The 16915-nt window shown below is 46.5% G+C and carries 14 protein-coding genes and 1 tRNA gene; 5 read left to right on the forward strand and 10 right to left on the reverse strand.

The genetic code is table 11. From position 1 onward, the window contains the following. Window positions 1-185 precede the first annotated feature (185 nt). The gene (locus tag NDI48_07590) at window positions 186-1415 is read left to right on the forward strand and encodes an acyltransferase (protein ID MEP0831071.1); all 1230 of its coding nucleotides are present in this window, start codon (window positions 186-188) and stop codon (window positions 1413-1415) included. Between the two features lie 204 nt (window positions 1416-1619). Here NDI48_07590 and NDI48_07595 read toward each other — a convergent pair whose 3' ends face one another. Continuing rightward, window positions 1620-2051 carry a hypothetical protein gene (locus NDI48_07595; GenBank protein ID MEP0831072.1) on the reverse strand — a complete coding sequence of 144 codons (432 nt, stop codon included), beginning with the start codon at window positions 2049-2051 and terminating at the stop codon, window positions 1620-1622. A 610-nt stretch (window positions 2052-2661) separates the two neighbouring features. Next, entirely contained in the window at window positions 2662-4110 is a 1449-nt protein-coding gene (gene gndA / locus NDI48_07600) for an NADP-dependent phosphogluconate dehydrogenase (protein MEP0831073.1), read from the reverse strand. Between the two features lie 281 nt (window positions 4111-4391). Between gndA and NDI48_07605 the strand changes: the two genes are divergently transcribed. Together NDI48_07605 and ileS are read left to right on the forward strand one after the other, a co-directional pair. After that, window positions 4392-5294, forward strand: coding sequence for a hypothetical protein (locus NDI48_07605; GenBank protein MEP0831074.1), 903 nt, complete (start codon window positions 4392-4394; stop codon window positions 5292-5294). A 156-nt stretch (window positions 5295-5450) separates the two neighbouring features. Beyond that, window positions 5451-8384, forward strand: coding sequence for an isoleucine--tRNA ligase (ileS, locus tag NDI48_07610; GenBank protein MEP0831075.1), 2934 nt, complete (start codon window positions 5451-5453; stop codon window positions 8382-8384). 171 nt (window positions 8385-8555) lie between these two features. On the opposite strand, the gene NDI48_07615 is transcribed toward ileS, so the two are convergent. The 6 genes from NDI48_07615 to NDI48_07640 all read right to left on the reverse strand — a co-directional run bounded on the left by NDI48_07615 (window position 8556) and on the right by NDI48_07640 (window position 13059). Next, window positions 8556-8632: transfer RNA gene (locus NDI48_07615), tRNA-Met, on the reverse strand. Window positions 8633-8682: 50 nt separating this feature from the next. Beyond that, window positions 8683-9636, reverse strand: coding sequence for an asparaginase (locus tag NDI48_07620; protein MEP0831076.1), 954 nt, complete (start codon window positions 9634-9636; stop codon window positions 8683-8685). A gap of 82 nt (window positions 9637-9718) precedes the next feature. Beyond that, window positions 9719-10219 (reverse strand): CGLD27 family protein, encoded by a 501-nt coding sequence (locus tag NDI48_07625; GenBank protein ID MEP0831077.1) that lies wholly within the window; start codon window positions 10217-10219, stop codon window positions 9719-9721. A 6-nt stretch (window positions 10220-10225) separates the two neighbouring features. Beyond that, a complete protein-coding gene (gene rsfS / locus NDI48_07630) occupies window positions 10226-10645 on the reverse strand; it encodes a ribosome silencing factor (GenBank protein ID MEP0831078.1) in 420 nt (139 codons plus the stop codon). Between the two features lie 306 nt (window positions 10646-10951). Next, entirely contained in the window at window positions 10952-11557 is a 606-nt protein-coding gene (gene yqeK / locus NDI48_07635; GenBank protein MEP0831079.1) for a bis(5'-nucleosyl)-tetraphosphatase (symmetrical) YqeK, read from the reverse strand. Between the two features lie 272 nt (window positions 11558-11829). Next, on the reverse strand, window positions 11830-13059 hold the full coding sequence (locus NDI48_07640; protein ID MEP0831080.1) for a glycosyltransferase family 4 protein: 1230 nt from the start codon (window positions 13057-13059) through the stop codon (window positions 11830-11832). A gap of 632 nt (window positions 13060-13691) precedes the next feature. Between NDI48_07640 and NDI48_07645 the strand changes: the two genes are divergently transcribed. Both NDI48_07645 and NDI48_07650 read left to right on the forward strand, forming a co-directional pair. Next, window positions 13692-14198, forward strand: a complete 507-nt coding sequence (locus NDI48_07645) for a hypothetical protein (GenBank protein MEP0831081.1) — start codon at window positions 13692-13694, stop codon at window positions 14196-14198. A gap of 282 nt (window positions 14199-14480) precedes the next feature. Next, window positions 14481-15368, forward strand: a complete 888-nt coding sequence (locus NDI48_07650; GenBank protein MEP0831082.1) for a hypothetical protein — start codon at window positions 14481-14483, stop codon at window positions 15366-15368. Here NDI48_07650 and NDI48_07655 read toward each other — a convergent pair. Together NDI48_07655 and NDI48_07660 are read right to left on the reverse strand one after the other, a co-directional pair. Then, window positions 15365-15841 (reverse strand): ATP-binding protein, encoded by a 477-nt coding sequence (locus NDI48_07655; GenBank protein ID MEP0831083.1) that lies wholly within the window; start codon window positions 15839-15841, stop codon window positions 15365-15367. The genes NDI48_07650 and NDI48_07655 overlap by 4 nt on opposite strands. Further along, window positions 15828-16829, reverse strand: coding sequence for a sugar transferase (locus NDI48_07660; protein MEP0831084.1), 1002 nt, complete (start codon window positions 16827-16829; stop codon window positions 15828-15830). Before NDI48_07660 ends, NDI48_07655 begins: the two co-directional genes overlap by 14 nt. Window positions 16830-16915: the final 86 nt, after the last annotated feature.

Genomic DNA, 16915 nt, shown 5'->3' on the forward strand with positions numbered 1-16915 from the left:
CTAACTTTGGGGTGTTACCACGAAGCCGTTTATTTTTTACCGACTTCCCCTAACGTCTTGGAACGTCCCGTATAGGAATTAATCTTGACTAAACTCGTTTTATTGAAGATATTAAACTTCAAAGGCTAAATTTTCAAGACAATTGAATAAAAAGTTGCCAAATAGACCGTCAGTGACGTTAAGTTATGCATCACCCCAAAGTCAACTTTGCGAATCAATTAGATCCTTTTCTTGCGCTTCGAGGGCTGGCTTGTCTGGTTGTGGTTTTTTATCATGTTGCTCCTCCTAGAAAATTTATCGTTTATCAAAATTATGACTTTAGCTGGATACTATTTGGTCATGGTTACGCCGCTGTTTTAGTTTTCTTTTGCTTATCCGGTTATTTGATGGGAAAAGTATTTTATTCGGGAAAATATACCCTTGACCGAACAGGTGTTTTTAATTTTTGGCGAAACCGTATTTTGAGGATTTTTCCTCTCTATTATTTTAGTATTTTGATTTTAGCCGTATTTGTTTATACACCAATTTTACAAATTCAGAACTGGGGAGCTTTATTTCGCTTATGTACTTTCACTTACAATCAAAGTCTTCCCGTGGAATTTAGTGGAAGTTTCTGGTCGCTCTCAACAGAAGTCCAGTTTTATCTTTTGGTTCCTCTAATTTATGCCGGTTTAAAAAATCGTCTTCAAAGCAAGAAACAAGTCATTTTTTCATTTGCAGCCATTCTTTTGCTAATCTGTCTCTTACGATTAGCCTTCATTATTATTTTTAAAACTCCAGAAAATCTCGATAACTACATTCAATATGTTTATACTCCCCTTCTGACAAATATTGATGTTTTTATGTGTGGTTTTTTGGTCAATGCTTGGCTGAAATGTAGAAAAGATAGTGAGTTCAAGCCAAACAAGGATTTAGCTATAAAGTTTTCTTTTTTTAATTTATCAATCTCGGCAAAAAAGATAATCGCTTTTATATTGATAATAATTCTATTTCTGTTCACGGCTTATTATTACTATCATCAAGGCCCTGGTGAGTCCGTTGTCTATCCAGCCGTAACCGCAATAATAACTTCAATTTTTATTGGCTTGTTTGAGTCAAGCGTTAATCATGAATCTTTTCATAAAAATGAAAAATTATCCTTTGATGCTATAGTCAGAAATCCTGTCAGAACCTTAGAAGTTGCAGGTGTTCTTTCTTATGGTGTCTATCTTTGGCATCAAGCTATTCTGGCAAAAATTACTACGATTATGACATCAACTCATCCTGTCGAAGTATTTTTGATTAAGCTTGTAGGAACACTCGTTTTATCAAGTGTACTGGCAACTGTAACCTATTATGCCATTGAGCTACCCGCCGCTCGATGGAAACTTTACCGAAGCTCTGCCAAAATCGATAACTCAACCTCTTCTTCCTAGTACAGTGTAGACATCTAAAGTCGCGACGATTTGAGCAAATGACAAGTTCAATATCACAAGCATAATCATTAAGCGATCGCCTTTGACACCGCTTAAAGTGGGAGAAGTATTCCACCCAAAGCTATGATTGAATGAATTTTTTTAAATGTTAAAATCTTTTGAATGGGTTTTCTTGTAACGAATGGGCTGTAATCCGTAGTCAGCTCATAAAACGGGTGTTGAGTCACGAATTTGTAAAATTTCTTCTAAAAGAAGGCGATCACCGTCTGAATTACCTTCCATCAATCCAGCCTTTGCTTTTTCCGTGACTTGTAGATGACTGTGGGGTTCTAACTTAAAATCTTGGTTTAAAACAAACCCCAGATTTTGAAGTTTTGTAAGTGCTAAATTATTCGTAAATTCAACTAAATCAACTTCTGGCTGGAGATAATAGGAATTACGTAAAATCCAACGACAAGCCTCAGGCTCAGTTTTAGCTAACATATAGATTGCCGTCGTCAAAACATCTTCAACACATTTAGGATTAGGTAAAACGGTAAGAAAGTTTTTCAAAGAAATAATCAGTGCTGGATTCTGACTTTTAAAAACATCTACAGTTAATTCAAGGTGAATATCATCGGTTTTGGCTAAACACATGCTCACGGGTCTTTTCCTTATCAATCAAAAGGAGACTCTTGGCAGATAGTACCACCAGCCTTAAAGTTGAGACCGCCAAGTCATGGAGACGATAAGTGTCAGCCACCTTTATGTGTGAGAGTCTTAGGCTACCTCAGCCAAGGCAAGAACGTCTCGTAGCTGCTCAACGGCTTCGAGTCCCGCACGTCGAAAGCAAAAGCTAGACCCATAAATGACGGTTCAACCAATGATTGGTCTGGCTATACCTTAAAAATTAGTCGATCAATGTGAATAATTTGTGAACAATCTAATAGACTCTTACCCTAATCAGCCCCGAAGATTAGCTATGGAGTGACTAATACTTCAGTTCGTCAGCCCCAATAAAGGTGGTTAAAGAAAAATCTCAGGAATCAGAACCCCAGCTAAATTTTAATAGCTATAAGGTCTGGTGATAGTCTTTTCCTAGTTGGAATTATAACTTCTCAATTTTTAAATTACTGATGCTTATGGCAATTTTGATTTACATACACTATGGATAGGGGCACGATCAACTCGTGCCCCTACAAAAACCCATATTCTACCCGAATGAAAACGGCTCTAATTTACTGACGAATTAGCCGCATTAGGCAGATTAATCGGTGGTGCCAGTTTGTAGCGATTCTTCAGCAACCTTCGTCCATTCGGTGTGGAATGCACCTGGTTTATCGGTACGTTCATAGGTGTGAGCACCGAAGTAGTCACGCTGTGCTTGAGTAAGGTTTTGTGGCAGGCGAGCGCGTCGGTAGCTGTCGAAGTAATCCAAGGATGCGCTGAATGCAGGAACCGCAATCCCTAGTTTGTTCGCCACTATCAGCACATCCCGCCAAGCATCTTGCCGATCCAAAATGCTTTGCTTAAATTCAGGAGCTAACAACAAGTTGGGCAAATTTTCGTCGTCCCTGAAAGCGGTCTTAATCTTATCGAGGAAGCCAGCGCGAATAATACAGCCACCTTTCCAAATTCGGGAAATTTCGCTCAAAGCAAGGTTGTAGTTCAAATCCTTAGATGCCTTACTCAACAGCGCCATCCCTTGAGCATAGGAACAAATCTTTGAGCAGTAAAGAGCATCTCGGATTTTGTTGATAAATTCTTTAGTATCCCCCTCATATTTGCCCGTGGGTCCCGGTAACTCTTGTGAGGCTGCCACCCGGTCTTGTTTATAGAAGGACATAATCCGAGCGTTGACCGCTGCAATCATGGTGGGGATGGGTACAGCAAGTTCTAAGGCACTCTGTACTGTCCAGCGTCCCGTTCCCTTTTGTCCAGCAGCATCCTGAATGACATCTACCAGCGGTAAGTTAGTGTCTGGGTCAATGAACCTGAAAATATCCGCTGTAATTTCAATCAAAAACGAGTTGAGTTCGTCGGTTGTGTTCCACTCCGTAAAAACTTCGTGTAGCTGCTGATGGTTCAGTCCCAACGTGTTCTTGAGTAGGTCGTAGGCTTCGGCAATAAGCTGCATATCGCCGTATTCAATCCCGTTGTGTACCATCTTGACGTAGTGACCTGCACCACCAGCGCCGATGTAGGTGACACAAGGCCCATCATCTACTTGAGCGGCTATTTTCGTCAGAATAGGTTGTAATTCTGCGTAAGCCTGCTGTGTACCCCCAGGCATTAAGCTTGGGCCATTCAGCGCTCCTTCTTCACCACCGCTGACGCCCATGCCCACAAATCCCAGTCCAGCCGCCTCTAATTCTTGGGTGCGTCGCTCTGTGTCTGGATAGTAGGAGTTACCGCCGTCAATGATCATGTCCCCCGGCTCTAGGAAGGGCTTGAGCTGGGCAATCACCGCATCAACCGGCGCACCCGCTTTCACCATAATCAGAATCTTACGGGGTCGTTCCAGCGATTTGACAAATTCTTCAATCGAGTAGGTCGCTGTGAAGTTCTTCCCCTTAGCCCGCACCTCCATAAACTTTTGGGTAACGGCAGCGGTACGATTGTAAACACTGACTGGAAAACCATTACGCTCCACATTCAGGGCAAGGTTTTCGCCCATAACGGCTAGACCAATCAGACCAAAACTTGGTTGTGTCATCTGAACTCTCTCCGGAACTCTGAGTATTACGGTTGTCTCAGCCTTCAGAGTATCTCGATCCCCGGAGTAGCCCTGTAAAGATATAGATTAAATTAAAAGTCTGCCTTGGTTTGATTGACGAAACTTTTATCCTATTTAAATAGGTTTAAGATGGAATTTTAGCATAAGTGGCTGGAATTAGCAAAGACAGCATGATCTGCAACGGCAGATTGACTTATTGGTATTTAAATCTACATTTTCAAGCCAAAATTTAGAGACACAGAGTAAGGAGTACCCACAAAATGTTGGCATACGTCCTGGCGTTGGTCATTGGTCTTGGTAGCCTGGGAATGTACCTGGCAGCCTTCTTTTTCCCAGAAGTTCATCGCAAAGAGGATTTTGCCTGGAGCGCAGTTGGACTATTCTACGCCCTGGTTTTATGGGTGTGTGCTGGACGCATTACCGGCGGCGTTCTTTTGGGGCAGACGGCAAGTGTAGCGCTGTTAGGTTGGTTTGGCTGGCAAACCCTGACCTTGAGGCGAGAGCTGACTTCCCCAGAACACAGAACACCCATTTCTCCAGAAGTGCAAGAGAAAATTCAAGGATTCTCATTCACCGGATTGGCACAAAAACTGCAACAGCAAGTCAGCGGTCTACAAAAGAAGAAGCCAGCGGAAGCCCCATCTTCCTCCGCTTCACCCGCAACGGCAAACACACCGAAAGACAAGAAAAGGGTGGCTGGGGGACAAGCAGCGACCCAGCCTCCTGATACAGCCTCAGCACCGACAGTTACCGCAGATACTCCAAAAAGCTCGAATTTCGTAACAATTCTTGACTCAAGAAATACCCCAACCGAGACAGAACTTCAGGAAACGGCAACCACAGAGGTAAGTGCATCCCCAACCCCAGTGGCTCAACCAGCGGTAGATAACGCCGAAATGTCAGCGTCTCCTGAACTGGTGCGACCGAATCCACCCGCACCTGAACTCGTAGAAGCGGCCCAAGAATCGGCTATGTCTAACGCGACAGACTCTGGTGTAGACGCTGCCATACCCATTGAGGAAATCGCGCCGGAAGTCGAACTGGCACCCCCGGCAGAGCCACCTGGTGATGGCGACCCGATTATGAGACAAAATCCTCCAGATGTGGACATTGTGATCGAAGGCGTTCCCATCGACCCAGAGAACCCACCAAAGCTCAGTTGAAGTTCCCCTAAATTCTCACAGATAATGGGAAAAGAGCCTATCCGAGAAATCCTTGATGGATAATGACGTTCCACCTATGTTGATGTGGGGTTTCAAATCTCGACACCACTTTTCGGATAGGCTTAAAAACGAGTCAACCTATCTCAGCGTCAGACTGTGACAGAAGCAAAATCTTACAAAGATACCGTCAATCTTCCCCAGACCAAATTTGATATGCGGGCGAATGCTGTCAAGCGCGAACCCGAACTGCAACAGTTTTGGGCAGAACACCAGATTTACGAGCAACTGTCACAGAACAACCCTGGTGAGATTTTTATTTTGCACGATGGGCCACCCTACGCCAATGGCTCCTTGCACATGGGGCACGCCCTCAACAAAATCCTCAAAGACATCATCAATAAATATCAACTGCTGCAAGGGCGTAAGGTTCGCTACGTTCCCGGATGGGACTGCCACGGCTTGCCGATTGAGCTAAAAGTCCTGCAAAATATGAAGTCCGAAGAACGGCAAAACTTGACACCCCTAACACTGCGTCACAAAGCGCGTGACTTTGCCCTGAAAGCCGTGGATGAGCAACGTCAGGGTTTTAAGCGTTATGGCGTCTGGGGAGACTGGGAGCATCCTTACCTGACTTTAACCCCAGAATACGAGGCGGCTCAGATTGGTGTCTTCGGTCAGATGGTCTTGAAAGGCTACATTTACCGAGGATTGAAGCCCGTCCACTGGAGTCCGAGTTCTCAAACTGCATTAGCAGAAGCGGAATTGGAATATCCCGAAGGTCATACCTCCCGTAGTCTCTACGCCGCTTTTAAAATGACTGAGCCAGCGGCAGGCGTAAAAGAGACATTAGAGCCATTTTTGCCTGATTTGGGTGTTGCCATCTGGACAACGACGCCTTGGACGCTTCCCGGTAACCTGGCTGTTGCCGTCAATCCAGAACTCAATTATGCCGTGGTACAGGTCGGCAGTGAAAGCCCGTACAAATACTTAATTGTGGCGGCAGACTTGGTGGAACGCCTGTCTGAAACATTCGGAACGCCGCTGACGGTGAAAGCCACAATGCCAGGAAAGGCATTGGAACACAGTATCTATCAGCATCCACTGTTTGATCGCCAAAGTCCAGTTGTGATTGGTGGTGATTATGTGACCACAGAATCGGGTACCGGATTGGTACACACGGCACCGGGACATGGTCAAGAAGACTATCAGGTTGGTCAACGCTATGGCTTGCCGATTCTTTCGCCCGTGGACGACAAAGGTAACTTTACCCAAGAAGCTGGAAAGTTTGCTGGATTAAATGTCCTCAAGGATGCCAATGAGGCCATTATCCAAGCCATGCAAGCAGCGGGTTCCTTGCTAAAGGAGGAGCCTTATCTCCATAAATACCCCTATGATTGGCGCACGAAGAAGCCGACTATCTTTAGGGCAACAGAGCAGTGGTTTGCTTCGGTCGAGGGATTCCGGGATGAGGCGCTAAAAGCGATCGCATCTGTAAAATGGATTCCGGCTCAAGGGGAAAACCGCATCACGCCAATGGTGGCAGAACGCTCCGATTGGTGCATTTCTCGGCAAAGGAATTGGGGTGTGCCCATCCCTGTCTTCTACGACGAAGCAACGAACGAACCGCTACTCACCGAAGAAACGATCGCACACGTTCAAGCCATCATTGCAGAAAAAGGCTCGGATGCCTGGTGGGAACTATCGGTAGAAGAGTTATTACCCGAAAACTACCGCAATAATGGCAAGTCCTACCGCAAAGGCACCGATACCATGGATGTCTGGTTCGACTCCGGTTCTTCGTGGGCGTCTGTTGTGAATCAACGTGATGAACTGCGCTATCCGGCTGACTTGTACTTAGAGGGTTCAGATCAACACCGAGGCTGGTTCCAGTCCAGTTTGCTCACCAGCGTTGCTAGCAACGGCTGTGCGCCTTACAAAACCGTCTTAACCCACGGCTTTACGGTGGATGAAGAGGGGCGCAAGATGAGTAAATCCCTGGGGAATGGGTTTGACCCGATGGAGGTGATTGAGGGCGGGACAATTCAACTCCAAAAAAAAGGTAAAAAAGAGAAGGTAACGATGCCGCCTTATGGGGCTGATGTGTTACGCCTCTGGGTGTCATCAGTGGACTACTCGGCAGATATTCCCCTAAGTACAACCATCCTCAAGCAGCTAGGAGATGTCCGGGGCAAGATTCGCAATACCGCCCGTTTCTTGTTGGGCAATTTACATGACTTTGACCCGGAAAAGCATACGGTGCCTTATGAGGAGTTGCCGGAATTAGACCGCTACATGCTGCACCGGATGACGGAGGTGTTTCAGGACGTTACCGAGGCGTTTGATAGTTATCAGTTCTTCCGCTTTTTCCAGACAATACAAAATTTCTGCGTGGTTGATTTGTCCAACTTCTATCTGGATATTGCCAAAGATCGTCTCTATATCAGTGCCCCCGACTCTCCCCGACGTCGTAGCTGTCAAACGGTGATGGTAGTAGCCTTGGAGAATTTAGCACGAGCGATCGCACCGGTACTATCTCACCTGGCAGAGGATATCTGGCAATACCTCCCCTACAAAACGCCCTATAAATCGGTGTTTGAAGCCGGGTGGGTGAAGTTAGAAGAGGAGTGGAAGGCAGACACTGATTTGGTTGACCGATGGGAAGGACTGCGAAAAATCCGTATAGGAGTTAACAAAGCCTTGGAGCAGGCAAGGGCTGATAAGAAGATTGGTTCTTCCCTAGAAGCTAAAGTGTTGATCTATGACCCTGGAAAGCTGTGGTATAGATGGTTGCAAACCCTCAATCCACAAGATAGTGTGGGCGACGGCAATTATGTTGATGAATTGCGCTATCTCTTCTTAGTTTCTCAGGTGGAATTGACAGACTCAGAGGAGGTTATAGAGAAAGCACAGTATCAAACTGCGATTATGGATTTGGGATCATCTGTCATGATGATTATGAGAGTAGGTATGGAAAACGCAGAAGGCGAGAAATGCGATCGCTGCTGGAATTATTCCACCCGTGTTGGCACAATATCAGAGCATCCTTTATTGTGCGATCGCTGTGTGTCTGCCTTGAAAGGTCAATTTTAATCGGGCTGTCCGCACCCACCTCTCTGATTTAAGCGGCGTGGCTAGCAACTCTTAAGAAAACATCTTCCTAGGGGCAAGGCATACCTTACCTTGCCCCTACCTGTAGGCAAATTTCCCTAAAACAAAACCCCACAACCTTTACAGATTGCAGGGCTTGCTTTATCTTTGATTTGGTGGCGGGAGGCGGATTTGAACCACCGACCTTCGGGTTATGAGCCCGACGAGCTACCAGGCTGCTCTATCCCGCGTCGTCGTCGCTTTTTCTAGTATAACCCTAAGTTTCCAAAAAAGACAACCCTTAAAGCATAGAAAGTTCACCCATGACCTCTAAACGCTTGTAGTTAGCGAGTTTCATGAATGTTTCGGACAGAGTTTCCGATACCGAGGGCGTAATCCAACCCATTTGCTTGAGTAGGTGGATAGCAACGGCATACTTGGCTCGTTTCGCGCCATCCATCACCTTAATCGCGATTCCCATGCCTTCCCCAATCCGACCAATGCATTGAACGCCCTCTGACCCGGCTTTACTCACCAGTTCTCCTTGTGACAATCGCATCAGTTCCGTATCAAATGCGCCTTCACCTGAAATCAGGTGAGGATGATGGGTCATGGCGCGGACAATGCGCTCCATTGCCAAGTTGTCACCGGAAGCCAACTGGGCATACAACGAGGCCATTTGCCGCAGTTGTACAAAGTAAGTCGGAGCACCACAGTCATCGTGTGCCTGAATCAACTCCTCTCCTGGCATCTTCATCAACTCAGCCACTTGGCTCAAGATGAGCTTTTGTACCGGATGGTGATACTGTAAATAGCTGGTGAGAGGCCATTGACGTTGTTGGCAAACGGCTAACATTCCTGCATGTTTACCAGAGCAGTTGTGTTGCAGTGGGCTTTTCGTCCCTTCGGGAATCGGACATTGCAGGGCTGACGGGTCTACATCACAGCGCCAAAGGATATGGAAAACCTGACGGACTTGTTCCACTTTGCCCTGATGGGAGCTACAGATAATCGCCAAATCCCGGTCATTCAGGTTATAGCGTTCTAGTGTGCCGGTGGTAGTAACCGCTAGCGCCTGAAAAGGTTTGAGAGCTGAACGAATAAAGGTTGAGGTCTCTGGGTTACCCGCCACAGATAAAACCCGTCCCCGGTTATCACAGACGACGGCTTGAACTCGATGGGTCGATTCGACGATTCCTTCGCGCAGCAATCGTACTTCTATGACTGGTGTTTGAGTGCGTTTTCCCCTTGTCATGCCTAAAACCTTAACCCTGTAAGGGGACGCAATAATTGCTGTTGGATCACAGCCGCGCTGATTCTGACTGACCGCCTAGAGTTTATAAAAAATTCCAAATTAAGCTACCACCAAAAACCAACAAAATAAGAATGCCAAATGTCCGCTTCAGACGTTTCAGAATGGGTTGGACTTGATAAGAGACAATCAGGCGATCGCGGGTCAAAATTTCTGGCGGCTTTGTCCAGGTTTGACCATCATACCAACCTGACTCCTCATAAAATATTGTCTCCTTTAATAGGCGATCACGCACGTAAGACCAACCCAAATAGAGCCGCAACAACGTCAACGCCAAGAACAAGCCTGCACCCGCCGCACCACAAAGCAGAAACTGTAGGGTATAACGAGTGGGCGCAAAACTGGCAGATGCCCAAGGGCCAGCCAGCATCCAACTCACTCCCCATACCCAAACCAGTTTCTTAATATAGTTTGGCAGATCCAGCGTTCCCCAGCGAAAGAACCAGGACTCTTGCAATTCCTGATACTCGTTGATTGGTTGTTGCTCAGTGGGAACTGGGCAGATAGAAACAGAAGAGTCCATCATATTTAGTCACTGTTGCGGTTGGGATACCTGAAATTCAATCTGTTCCGCGTGACCCCAGAACGCTTCCAAATTATAGAACTCTCGCTCTTGAGGCAGCAAGATGTGGACAATCACCTCACCGTAGTCCTGAAGAATCCAACTACTCTCAGCGACACCCTCCGTCCTGAGAGATCGCCGTTCCCACTCCATCTCTACCTTCTGTTCAATCGCTTGAGAAATTGCCCGAACCTGCGCCCTAGAATAACCTGTCACAATCACAAAGAAGTCTGCCAGGTAACTGACTTCAGCGACCCTTAGAATAACGATATCTCCGGCTTTGCGGTCATCTGCGGCCTCAGCAATGGTTAACGCCAGACCCTTGCTCATATCTTGTGTTTGAGTACTGGTAGACACTAAGGTAGAAGGCATCTTCAATTGATCTCTCATTAAATTCTAAATTCCTTGTTCAAAACTGAATAAACGTGTATCAAGGGGACTGGGGATAGAAACAGGATGAAGAATGAAAAGTAGACCAAGGCTCAATTGTCTTAGCTTTTAACCTTTCTCCTTCATGCTTGTTACCCTTTGGACTTCCCTGGTTTGACACCTTGTTCAATCACGCTCATGCTTTCTTTTTACAAATTGTTCTTTGAACGTCTCGCATCATGTCTGAAGCCTGTGATCCACTTTTTTCACACATCTCTATCTCTCATCCCCATTGACGCTGTTCCTCAGAAACAACTGGGAGTTTCCCTAACCTTTCTCAGTTAGTTGCTCTTGGCGTTCCGTCTGGTGGCGAGACAAACCAAGTGCCCAATTTCGAGTCAAAATTGTGCGTGGGTGAATCAAACAACGACTATCAAACAAAAAGCCCAACGAATACTCGCTGGTGAGGCAAATAGCTTTGTAAAGGTCTTGTTTGCTAACTTGCCGTAATCTTTCCAATTCCGGTGTCTGACCCCGACTCGGCTCCAGACTATCCGCGAGAAAAACGACACAGCTTAAGGGACTCATACCTGGACGGCCCAAGGTGTGATGTGCGATGGCCTCCATTACCTCTTCATCTTGCATCCCAAATTGCTCTTTGGCGACAATCGCGCTGACATCGGCGTGCAATAGATGAGGTGTGGCTTCACAGATTGGGTCTATTTCTATCCCTTTATCCCTTGCCATCTGCAACAACACATTGGGCTTAAAGTATTTAGCCAGGTCGTGCATCAGTCCAGCTTGAGCAGCCTTTGCGACATCCAGATGATAATGCCGAGCTAGTTCAACGGACATCTGCTCTACACCTAAAATATGCTGAAGCCGAGAAGCAGGAACGTTATCTGCTAACCAGGTTAAGACCTGATCACGCATCAAAAATACTCCTAAAGGCAATGTCTTAAATCGGCAAATTGTATTACAGCAAAGCTATCAAACTTAACCATCACGTCCTCAAACTCTAGTCTGGCGCAAATGAAGGTAGCGCTAGCTCTTTTACTGCTGCTTTCCTTACGCGCCGCCTTGCGGCATTCGCGCAGTTTACGCCTCATCCAATCGCGCCCGGTACGCGATCACTTTTTTCTTGCTGTCGAGTAACGTCTTACGCACTGACAACCAGGAGAACATGTTCGTGCCCTCATTTTAGCTTAACGCTTTTGAACGACAGCAAAAAGTTCTTCATATTGGTCGAGTGCTTGCTCCAAAGTGTAGTGAGCCAGAGCGTACTGCCTACTCTTTTCCCCTAGCATTTTAATCTTTTCCGGTTGGTAATACAGTTCCAAAATTGCTGCCGCTAGGGCATCCGGGTCTTCGGGAGGGACAACCAGACCACCGCCACTTTGTTCAATGGCTTTGGCGGCTGTGCCATTTGCCGGAACAGACGCCACCACAGCGCAACCACTCGCCAGCAGCACTTGAATTTTTGACGGCATATTGAAGGAAATCACGTTATGCTTTTGCACCACTAATCCCACATCGGCAGCGGCTAGCATTTCAGGTAGTTTTTCGCGCGGTTGAAGCGGTAGTAAAGTCACATTGTCAGCACCGCACCCATCGCAAAATTGCTGCAATCGCTGCAAGGCTTGTTCTTCCCCCACAATCACAATAGCTAAGCTGGGAATATGATGCAGGCGAATGGCGGCCTCAATCACCGTTTCTAATCCTTGTGTGAGAGCGATGTTGCCGGAGTAGAGGGCGACAAATTTATCAGTGAGTTGATGTTCAGCGCGGAAGGCGTTTTTTTCTTTGGGTAAAGGATGGATAAAATTAACATCTACCCAATTGGGTATTTGTACAAGTTTACGGGTAGGAACGCCTTTACTTATTAAGTGTTCGACAAAGTCCTCCGCAATCACACTGATCTTTGTGGCGGTGCGGTAAGCAAACTGTTCTAAAAGTTCAAAAATGCGGATTAGCTTGGGATTCTTGAGCAATCCGACATTAATCGCAGCCTCTGGCAAAATATCCTGAAGATTCAACACGATCGGTGCACGATGTATCCATCCTAAAAGTGCCGATGGAACGGACACGGGCAGGGGAGGCGCGGTGATAAAAATCACATCCGGACGCTTGCCTCTCAGAGCATGGATGAAGCTGGTAACAACGAAACTAGCTTCGAGTAACAATCGATCCAGTAAACTCGGTTTCGGACGAACCCAGACGTAACTGCGTTGAACCGCAACACCATTGGTCAGTTCGGTGAGGTAAAGTTTACCTCGGTATTCTTCATAAATCCGGCGTTGAGGATAGTTGGGCATTCCAGTCACTACACGAACTTCGTGCCCTCGCTTGACTAAACCTTCTGCTAACTCTGTGACTAGGGGGGCAATCCCAATTGGCTCTGGAAAATAATTATAGGTATAAATCAGAATGCGCATGGCTTGAGGTTGCAATCTGGGTAGATACTTGCCGAGTTATCGGGATTGTCCCTCCAGGCTATCCTTAGCTTCACTAAAGATGTTTAAAGATTCCTTGCCAAATCAAGAAGGCGTGGTGAACTTATGGAACTCCTGGAATCTTTGATATTTGGGGTTATACGGTAATACGTTGCTGCCTTGAGGCGTGTGTTGTAAAAATTAACCACTTGCTGGAGGCTCCCCGTGATTTGAAGCTAGAAACGCCGAGAGGGGATGAGCCACTGTGTGAATCTTTCGCAAGCTCTTCTGTTCAGAATTCCTCGTTTTTGACTCAAATGGCCTATCGTGATGCACTCTTGCGACGCTGAGCAAAGGCTCTCAATGCGATCGCCTACTGTTAATTCTCTGGTCAAGTTGGTGATTGTAGTGATAATAGACTTTATTGTCAACCGTTGGAGGGAGAATCATCGGTTGTGCTATTCGGCACCAGTATAGTTGCTCTCTAGGAAAACCGCCCTCTAGGGGAAGATACCTAAAAAACTACGAAGGATTTAGGGGGATGCGGCAGTCAGTGATGTGACTGCGGAGTGATCCAGATTGACAATGTGTGAGCCAAAATTGGAACGAGAACTCTAATTATTAAGGAGAAGACGATGATTGTGTCACGTCTGCATAAAATTCTGGCTCCCTTACTGCTGAGCCTGTTACTCCTAGTAACCTCCTGTGCCAGCAAGCCGCCTTCTCGTTTTGACCAAGCTCAACAGACAAGCAGCCAGCAGAAGAGTGGTCAGGCTGTAGTCAAAGATGCTACACAAGGAGCCAATTTCAATAAATTCTTCCCTAAAGCGGATAGCGGCTACCAGCGTGTTTATACTCAGGAGAAAAAAGGTTTTGCCCAAGCCAAGTTGACAAAAGACGGTAAAGATATTGCCACACTTTCTATCTCTGATATCAAAAGCACCCCCACTACGGCAAATAAATACCAACAAAGCACTAAAACCATTGCCGGTTATCCAGCGGCAACTGTTGGCAATAGTCAAACCAGTGTACTCGTCAATAATCGCTACCAGGTTACAGTCAGATCCACTGACCCCTCTTTTAATCGCGAAACTTGGTTGCAAAAATTTGACCTGGCGGGTCTTGCTCGACTCAATAAATAACAGGTGTGACAATCGAAACTGAAGTACAGTTTCAGCCCCTAAAGACGATAACTCGGGTAATTTTTTACTGCCTGCCACAACGGAAAGTGACGTGAGCCTCAAAACTCAAGGCGTGAGCGTTCAACCTAATAGAATGCTGACATTCGTGGTTGGGCGCGTTAGAGTAGCGGGGCGTAGTCCGGCGTGACGCTAGATGCATTAGTCAAGGGTAGGGCGTTAGAGAACTTTGCCCTCCCTAATCAGTTCGTACAAATCTTCAAAACTAAGGCAAGGAGCCTGCCCATGAGCAAACCAATTTTTGAACTTGTTGATGAGCTACCAACCAGCAACATCACCACAATGGCGTTGAGGTCTCTCGACTTTGTCATTCCTGGTGAGTGGCAAAATGTGGTTGGTTTTGAGAATACCATTCGCACGGTCACGGGTGAAACGGACGAACAAATCATTCAGCAAATCGGCGATCGCGCTGTCTACCTGTACAATGACCGCTCTCAAGGCTACCAACGTGCCATGTGGCTTTACCAAACCGTTGACAAGACGGATTATGCCTTGGGTGCGGCGGCTCTAGCCAATAAAGTCGGCGAAAAAATCCCACTCATGGGGTTTTTAAGCAACCTAACACCCAAAGCGGACAAAGCCCAAACGATTGATTTGTCCTTGAAGCTGGTTGTAGAGTTAGTCGCCTTCTGTCAGATTAACGGCATCCCCGGCGATAGTATTGGGGACTTTGTCGCCTCTTTAGGGGAGTACAGTGGCGAAAATTTGATGCGGATGGCCGCGTTAGTGTGTTTTGATGGCCTGATTCCCCTCGGCCCCGATTTTATCAGGCAGGCACAATCCACCCTTTCGGGACTGAGTCCTTCAGATTTAGAACGCAATCAGACCTTCAGCAGCGTTAGTGACGCCATTCCTGGGGGCGATGCGGGCGGTAAGCTCAACTTTATCGGTCAAAGCTTTGATTCAGTCAAAGGTTGGATGAGTAATTTTGTGGCCTCAAAAAGTTTGACTCCACAAAATGTCGCCAATAACCTGCAAGGGTTTATTGACGTTGCTGATAGCAAATTGGACTATCTAGGGGCTTTTCTCGATGTGTCTACGAACTATTTCGAGCATACAGGCACCCAAACCTTAGCTCGACGACTGATTGAGAGAGCGGTTGCTGAAATCTAGTGCCGTTTACGCATCAGCAGACAATTGCGCTCGTCTACGCGCAAGTACGCTAGCTCATCCATGAGCTGGTGCATAAAAATCAGCCCTCTGCCTCCTATTTCCTCTAGTGGATCAGCATCTTTATGGTGGTCGAGGGCTTTTTGGAGTTTAGTTTGCAAATCAAATGGCTGCCCCTGATCCCAAATTCGCATCTCTAAGCTGTCAGGAAATATCTTCAACTCCAGCTCAATGGGTGTTGTTGGAGGTAAGTTTTGATGAGCATGGCGAACTGCATTTGTAAAGCCTTCGACAAATGCGAGTTGGCACTGCGATTGAAAGGGTTGAGGCAGGAGCGGTTTGGTAAAATCCTCAAACCACTGTAGAACTGGTGTCACAGCGTGCAAGTCCGTCTCGACTTGGAGACGGTCTTGTTTGAGGGGTTTTTCGTTATGCCTCAACCAAACAAGGTTCCAGGGTTTTTTAAACAGCGCCACTGTCTTTACGAAACACAACCAAGATTGTTTTGAGAATGAGCTTCAGGTCATACGCCAAGCTCCAGTTTTGCTGGTAGCGTAAATCCAGTCTAATGATGTCTTCAAAATTGCGGATGGAAGATCGCCCATTGACCTGCCATTCACCAGTCATTCCGGGTTTGACATCTAATCGTTGCCATTCGGGTACCTCATAAATGTCAACTTCATTCGGTGTCGGGGGTCGGGTGCCAACCAAACTCATCTCACCTTTGAGGACATTCCAAAACTGAGGGAGTTCATCCAGACTCGTTTTCCGCAAAATGCGACCCACCTTTGTAATTCTGGGGTCGTTTTCCATTTTGAATACCTTACCATCTGCTTGATTTTGATTTTCAAGCTCTTTTTTTCTGGCTTCGGCATCAACATACATGGAGCGGAATTTCCAGATCTTAAACGGCTTTCCCATCCAACCTAAGCGGGTCTGACTAAATAAGATCGGGCCTGGAGCGTTGAGTTTAATCGCCAGCGCGATCGGAATAAACACTAAAGCTGTAATGCCTAAACCCACCAGCGAACCCAAAACGTCTAAGATGCGCTTGACCTTAGATTGTACAGAAGGGTGAGTCGTTGGCAACTCTGCTTTTGAGCGATTGGCAACGGAATTTGCCGATGCCTCCTGTGGCTCAATCGTCAAAACTTTGTCGAGCGCCGTCATTTCCAGTACGGCTTTCACCTGCGGAAGCACGCCCCTGAGTACCAACTGAACATCCTTGAGTCGAGCGCTCTTATGATTGCTAACGATTGCGCCAATCCCACTGCTGTCGATAAACGTCGTCTGTGAAAAATCAAAAACGAGTTTTTCGGGAAGTGAGCTTTTTTCTAAAAGCTGGTGACAAGCGTCTTTAAAGGCCACAGCGTCAACCCCAGCCAAGCGAATCGGTATCTGCATTACAGCAGCACCGTTTGTGAAATTTACCTCAAAACTTGTTTCTGGAACTGGGTCAGCCATAAAAATTTGGTACTCAGTTGTAACCTATCGTTCTGACCAACTATTGTGTCCTACAATCTTCGACATCGCCAAATATTTGGCTTAAC

Source organism: Microcoleus sp. AS-A8, assembly GCA_039962225.1.
GTDB lineage: Bacteria > Cyanobacteriota > Cyanobacteriia > Cyanobacteriales > Coleofasciculaceae > Allocoleopsis.

Bases quoted from the DNA above. Each gene is read 5' to 3' on its own strand.
- NDI48_07660 (MEP0831084.1), bottom strand. From the start codon at position 16,829: ATGGCTGACCCAGTTCCAGAAACAAGTTTTGAGGTAAATTTCACAAAC.
- NDI48_07605 (MEP0831074.1), top strand. From the start codon at position 4,392: ATGTTGGCATACGTCCTGGCGTTGGTCATTGGTCTTGGTAGCCTGGGA.
- NDI48_07650 (MEP0831082.1), top strand. From the start codon at position 14,481: ATGAGCAAACCAATTTTTGAACTTGTTGATGAGCTACCAACCAGCAAC.
- NDI48_07625 (MEP0831077.1), bottom strand. From the start codon at position 10,219: ATGATGGACTCTTCTGTTTCTATCTGCCCAGTTCCCACTGAGCAACAA.
- gndA (MEP0831073.1), bottom strand. From the start codon at position 4,110: ATGACACAACCAAGTTTTGGTCTGATTGGTCTAGCCGTTATGGGCGAA.
- NDI48_07640 (MEP0831080.1), bottom strand. From the start codon at position 13,059: ATGCGCATTCTGATTTATACCTATAATTATTTTCCAGAGCCAATTGGG.
- NDI48_07645 (MEP0831081.1), top strand. From the start codon at position 13,692: ATGATTGTGTCACGTCTGCATAAAATTCTGGCTCCCTTACTGCTGAGC.
- NDI48_07620 (MEP0831076.1), bottom strand. From the start codon at position 9,636: ATGACAAGGGGAAAACGCACTCAAACACCAGTCATAGAAGTACGATTG.
- yqeK (MEP0831079.1), bottom strand. From the start codon at position 11,557: ATGCGTGATCAGGTCTTAACCTGGTTAGCAGATAACGTTCCTGCTTCT.
- rsfS (MEP0831078.1), bottom strand. From the start codon at position 10,645: ATGAGAGATCAATTGAAGATGCCTTCTACCTTAGTGTCTACCAGTACT.
- NDI48_07590 (MEP0831071.1), top strand. From the start codon at position 186: ATGCATCACCCCAAAGTCAACTTTGCGAATCAATTAGATCCTTTTCTT.
- NDI48_07595 (MEP0831072.1), bottom strand. From the start codon at position 2,051: ATGTGTTTAGCCAAAACCGATGATATTCACCTTGAATTAACTGTAGAT.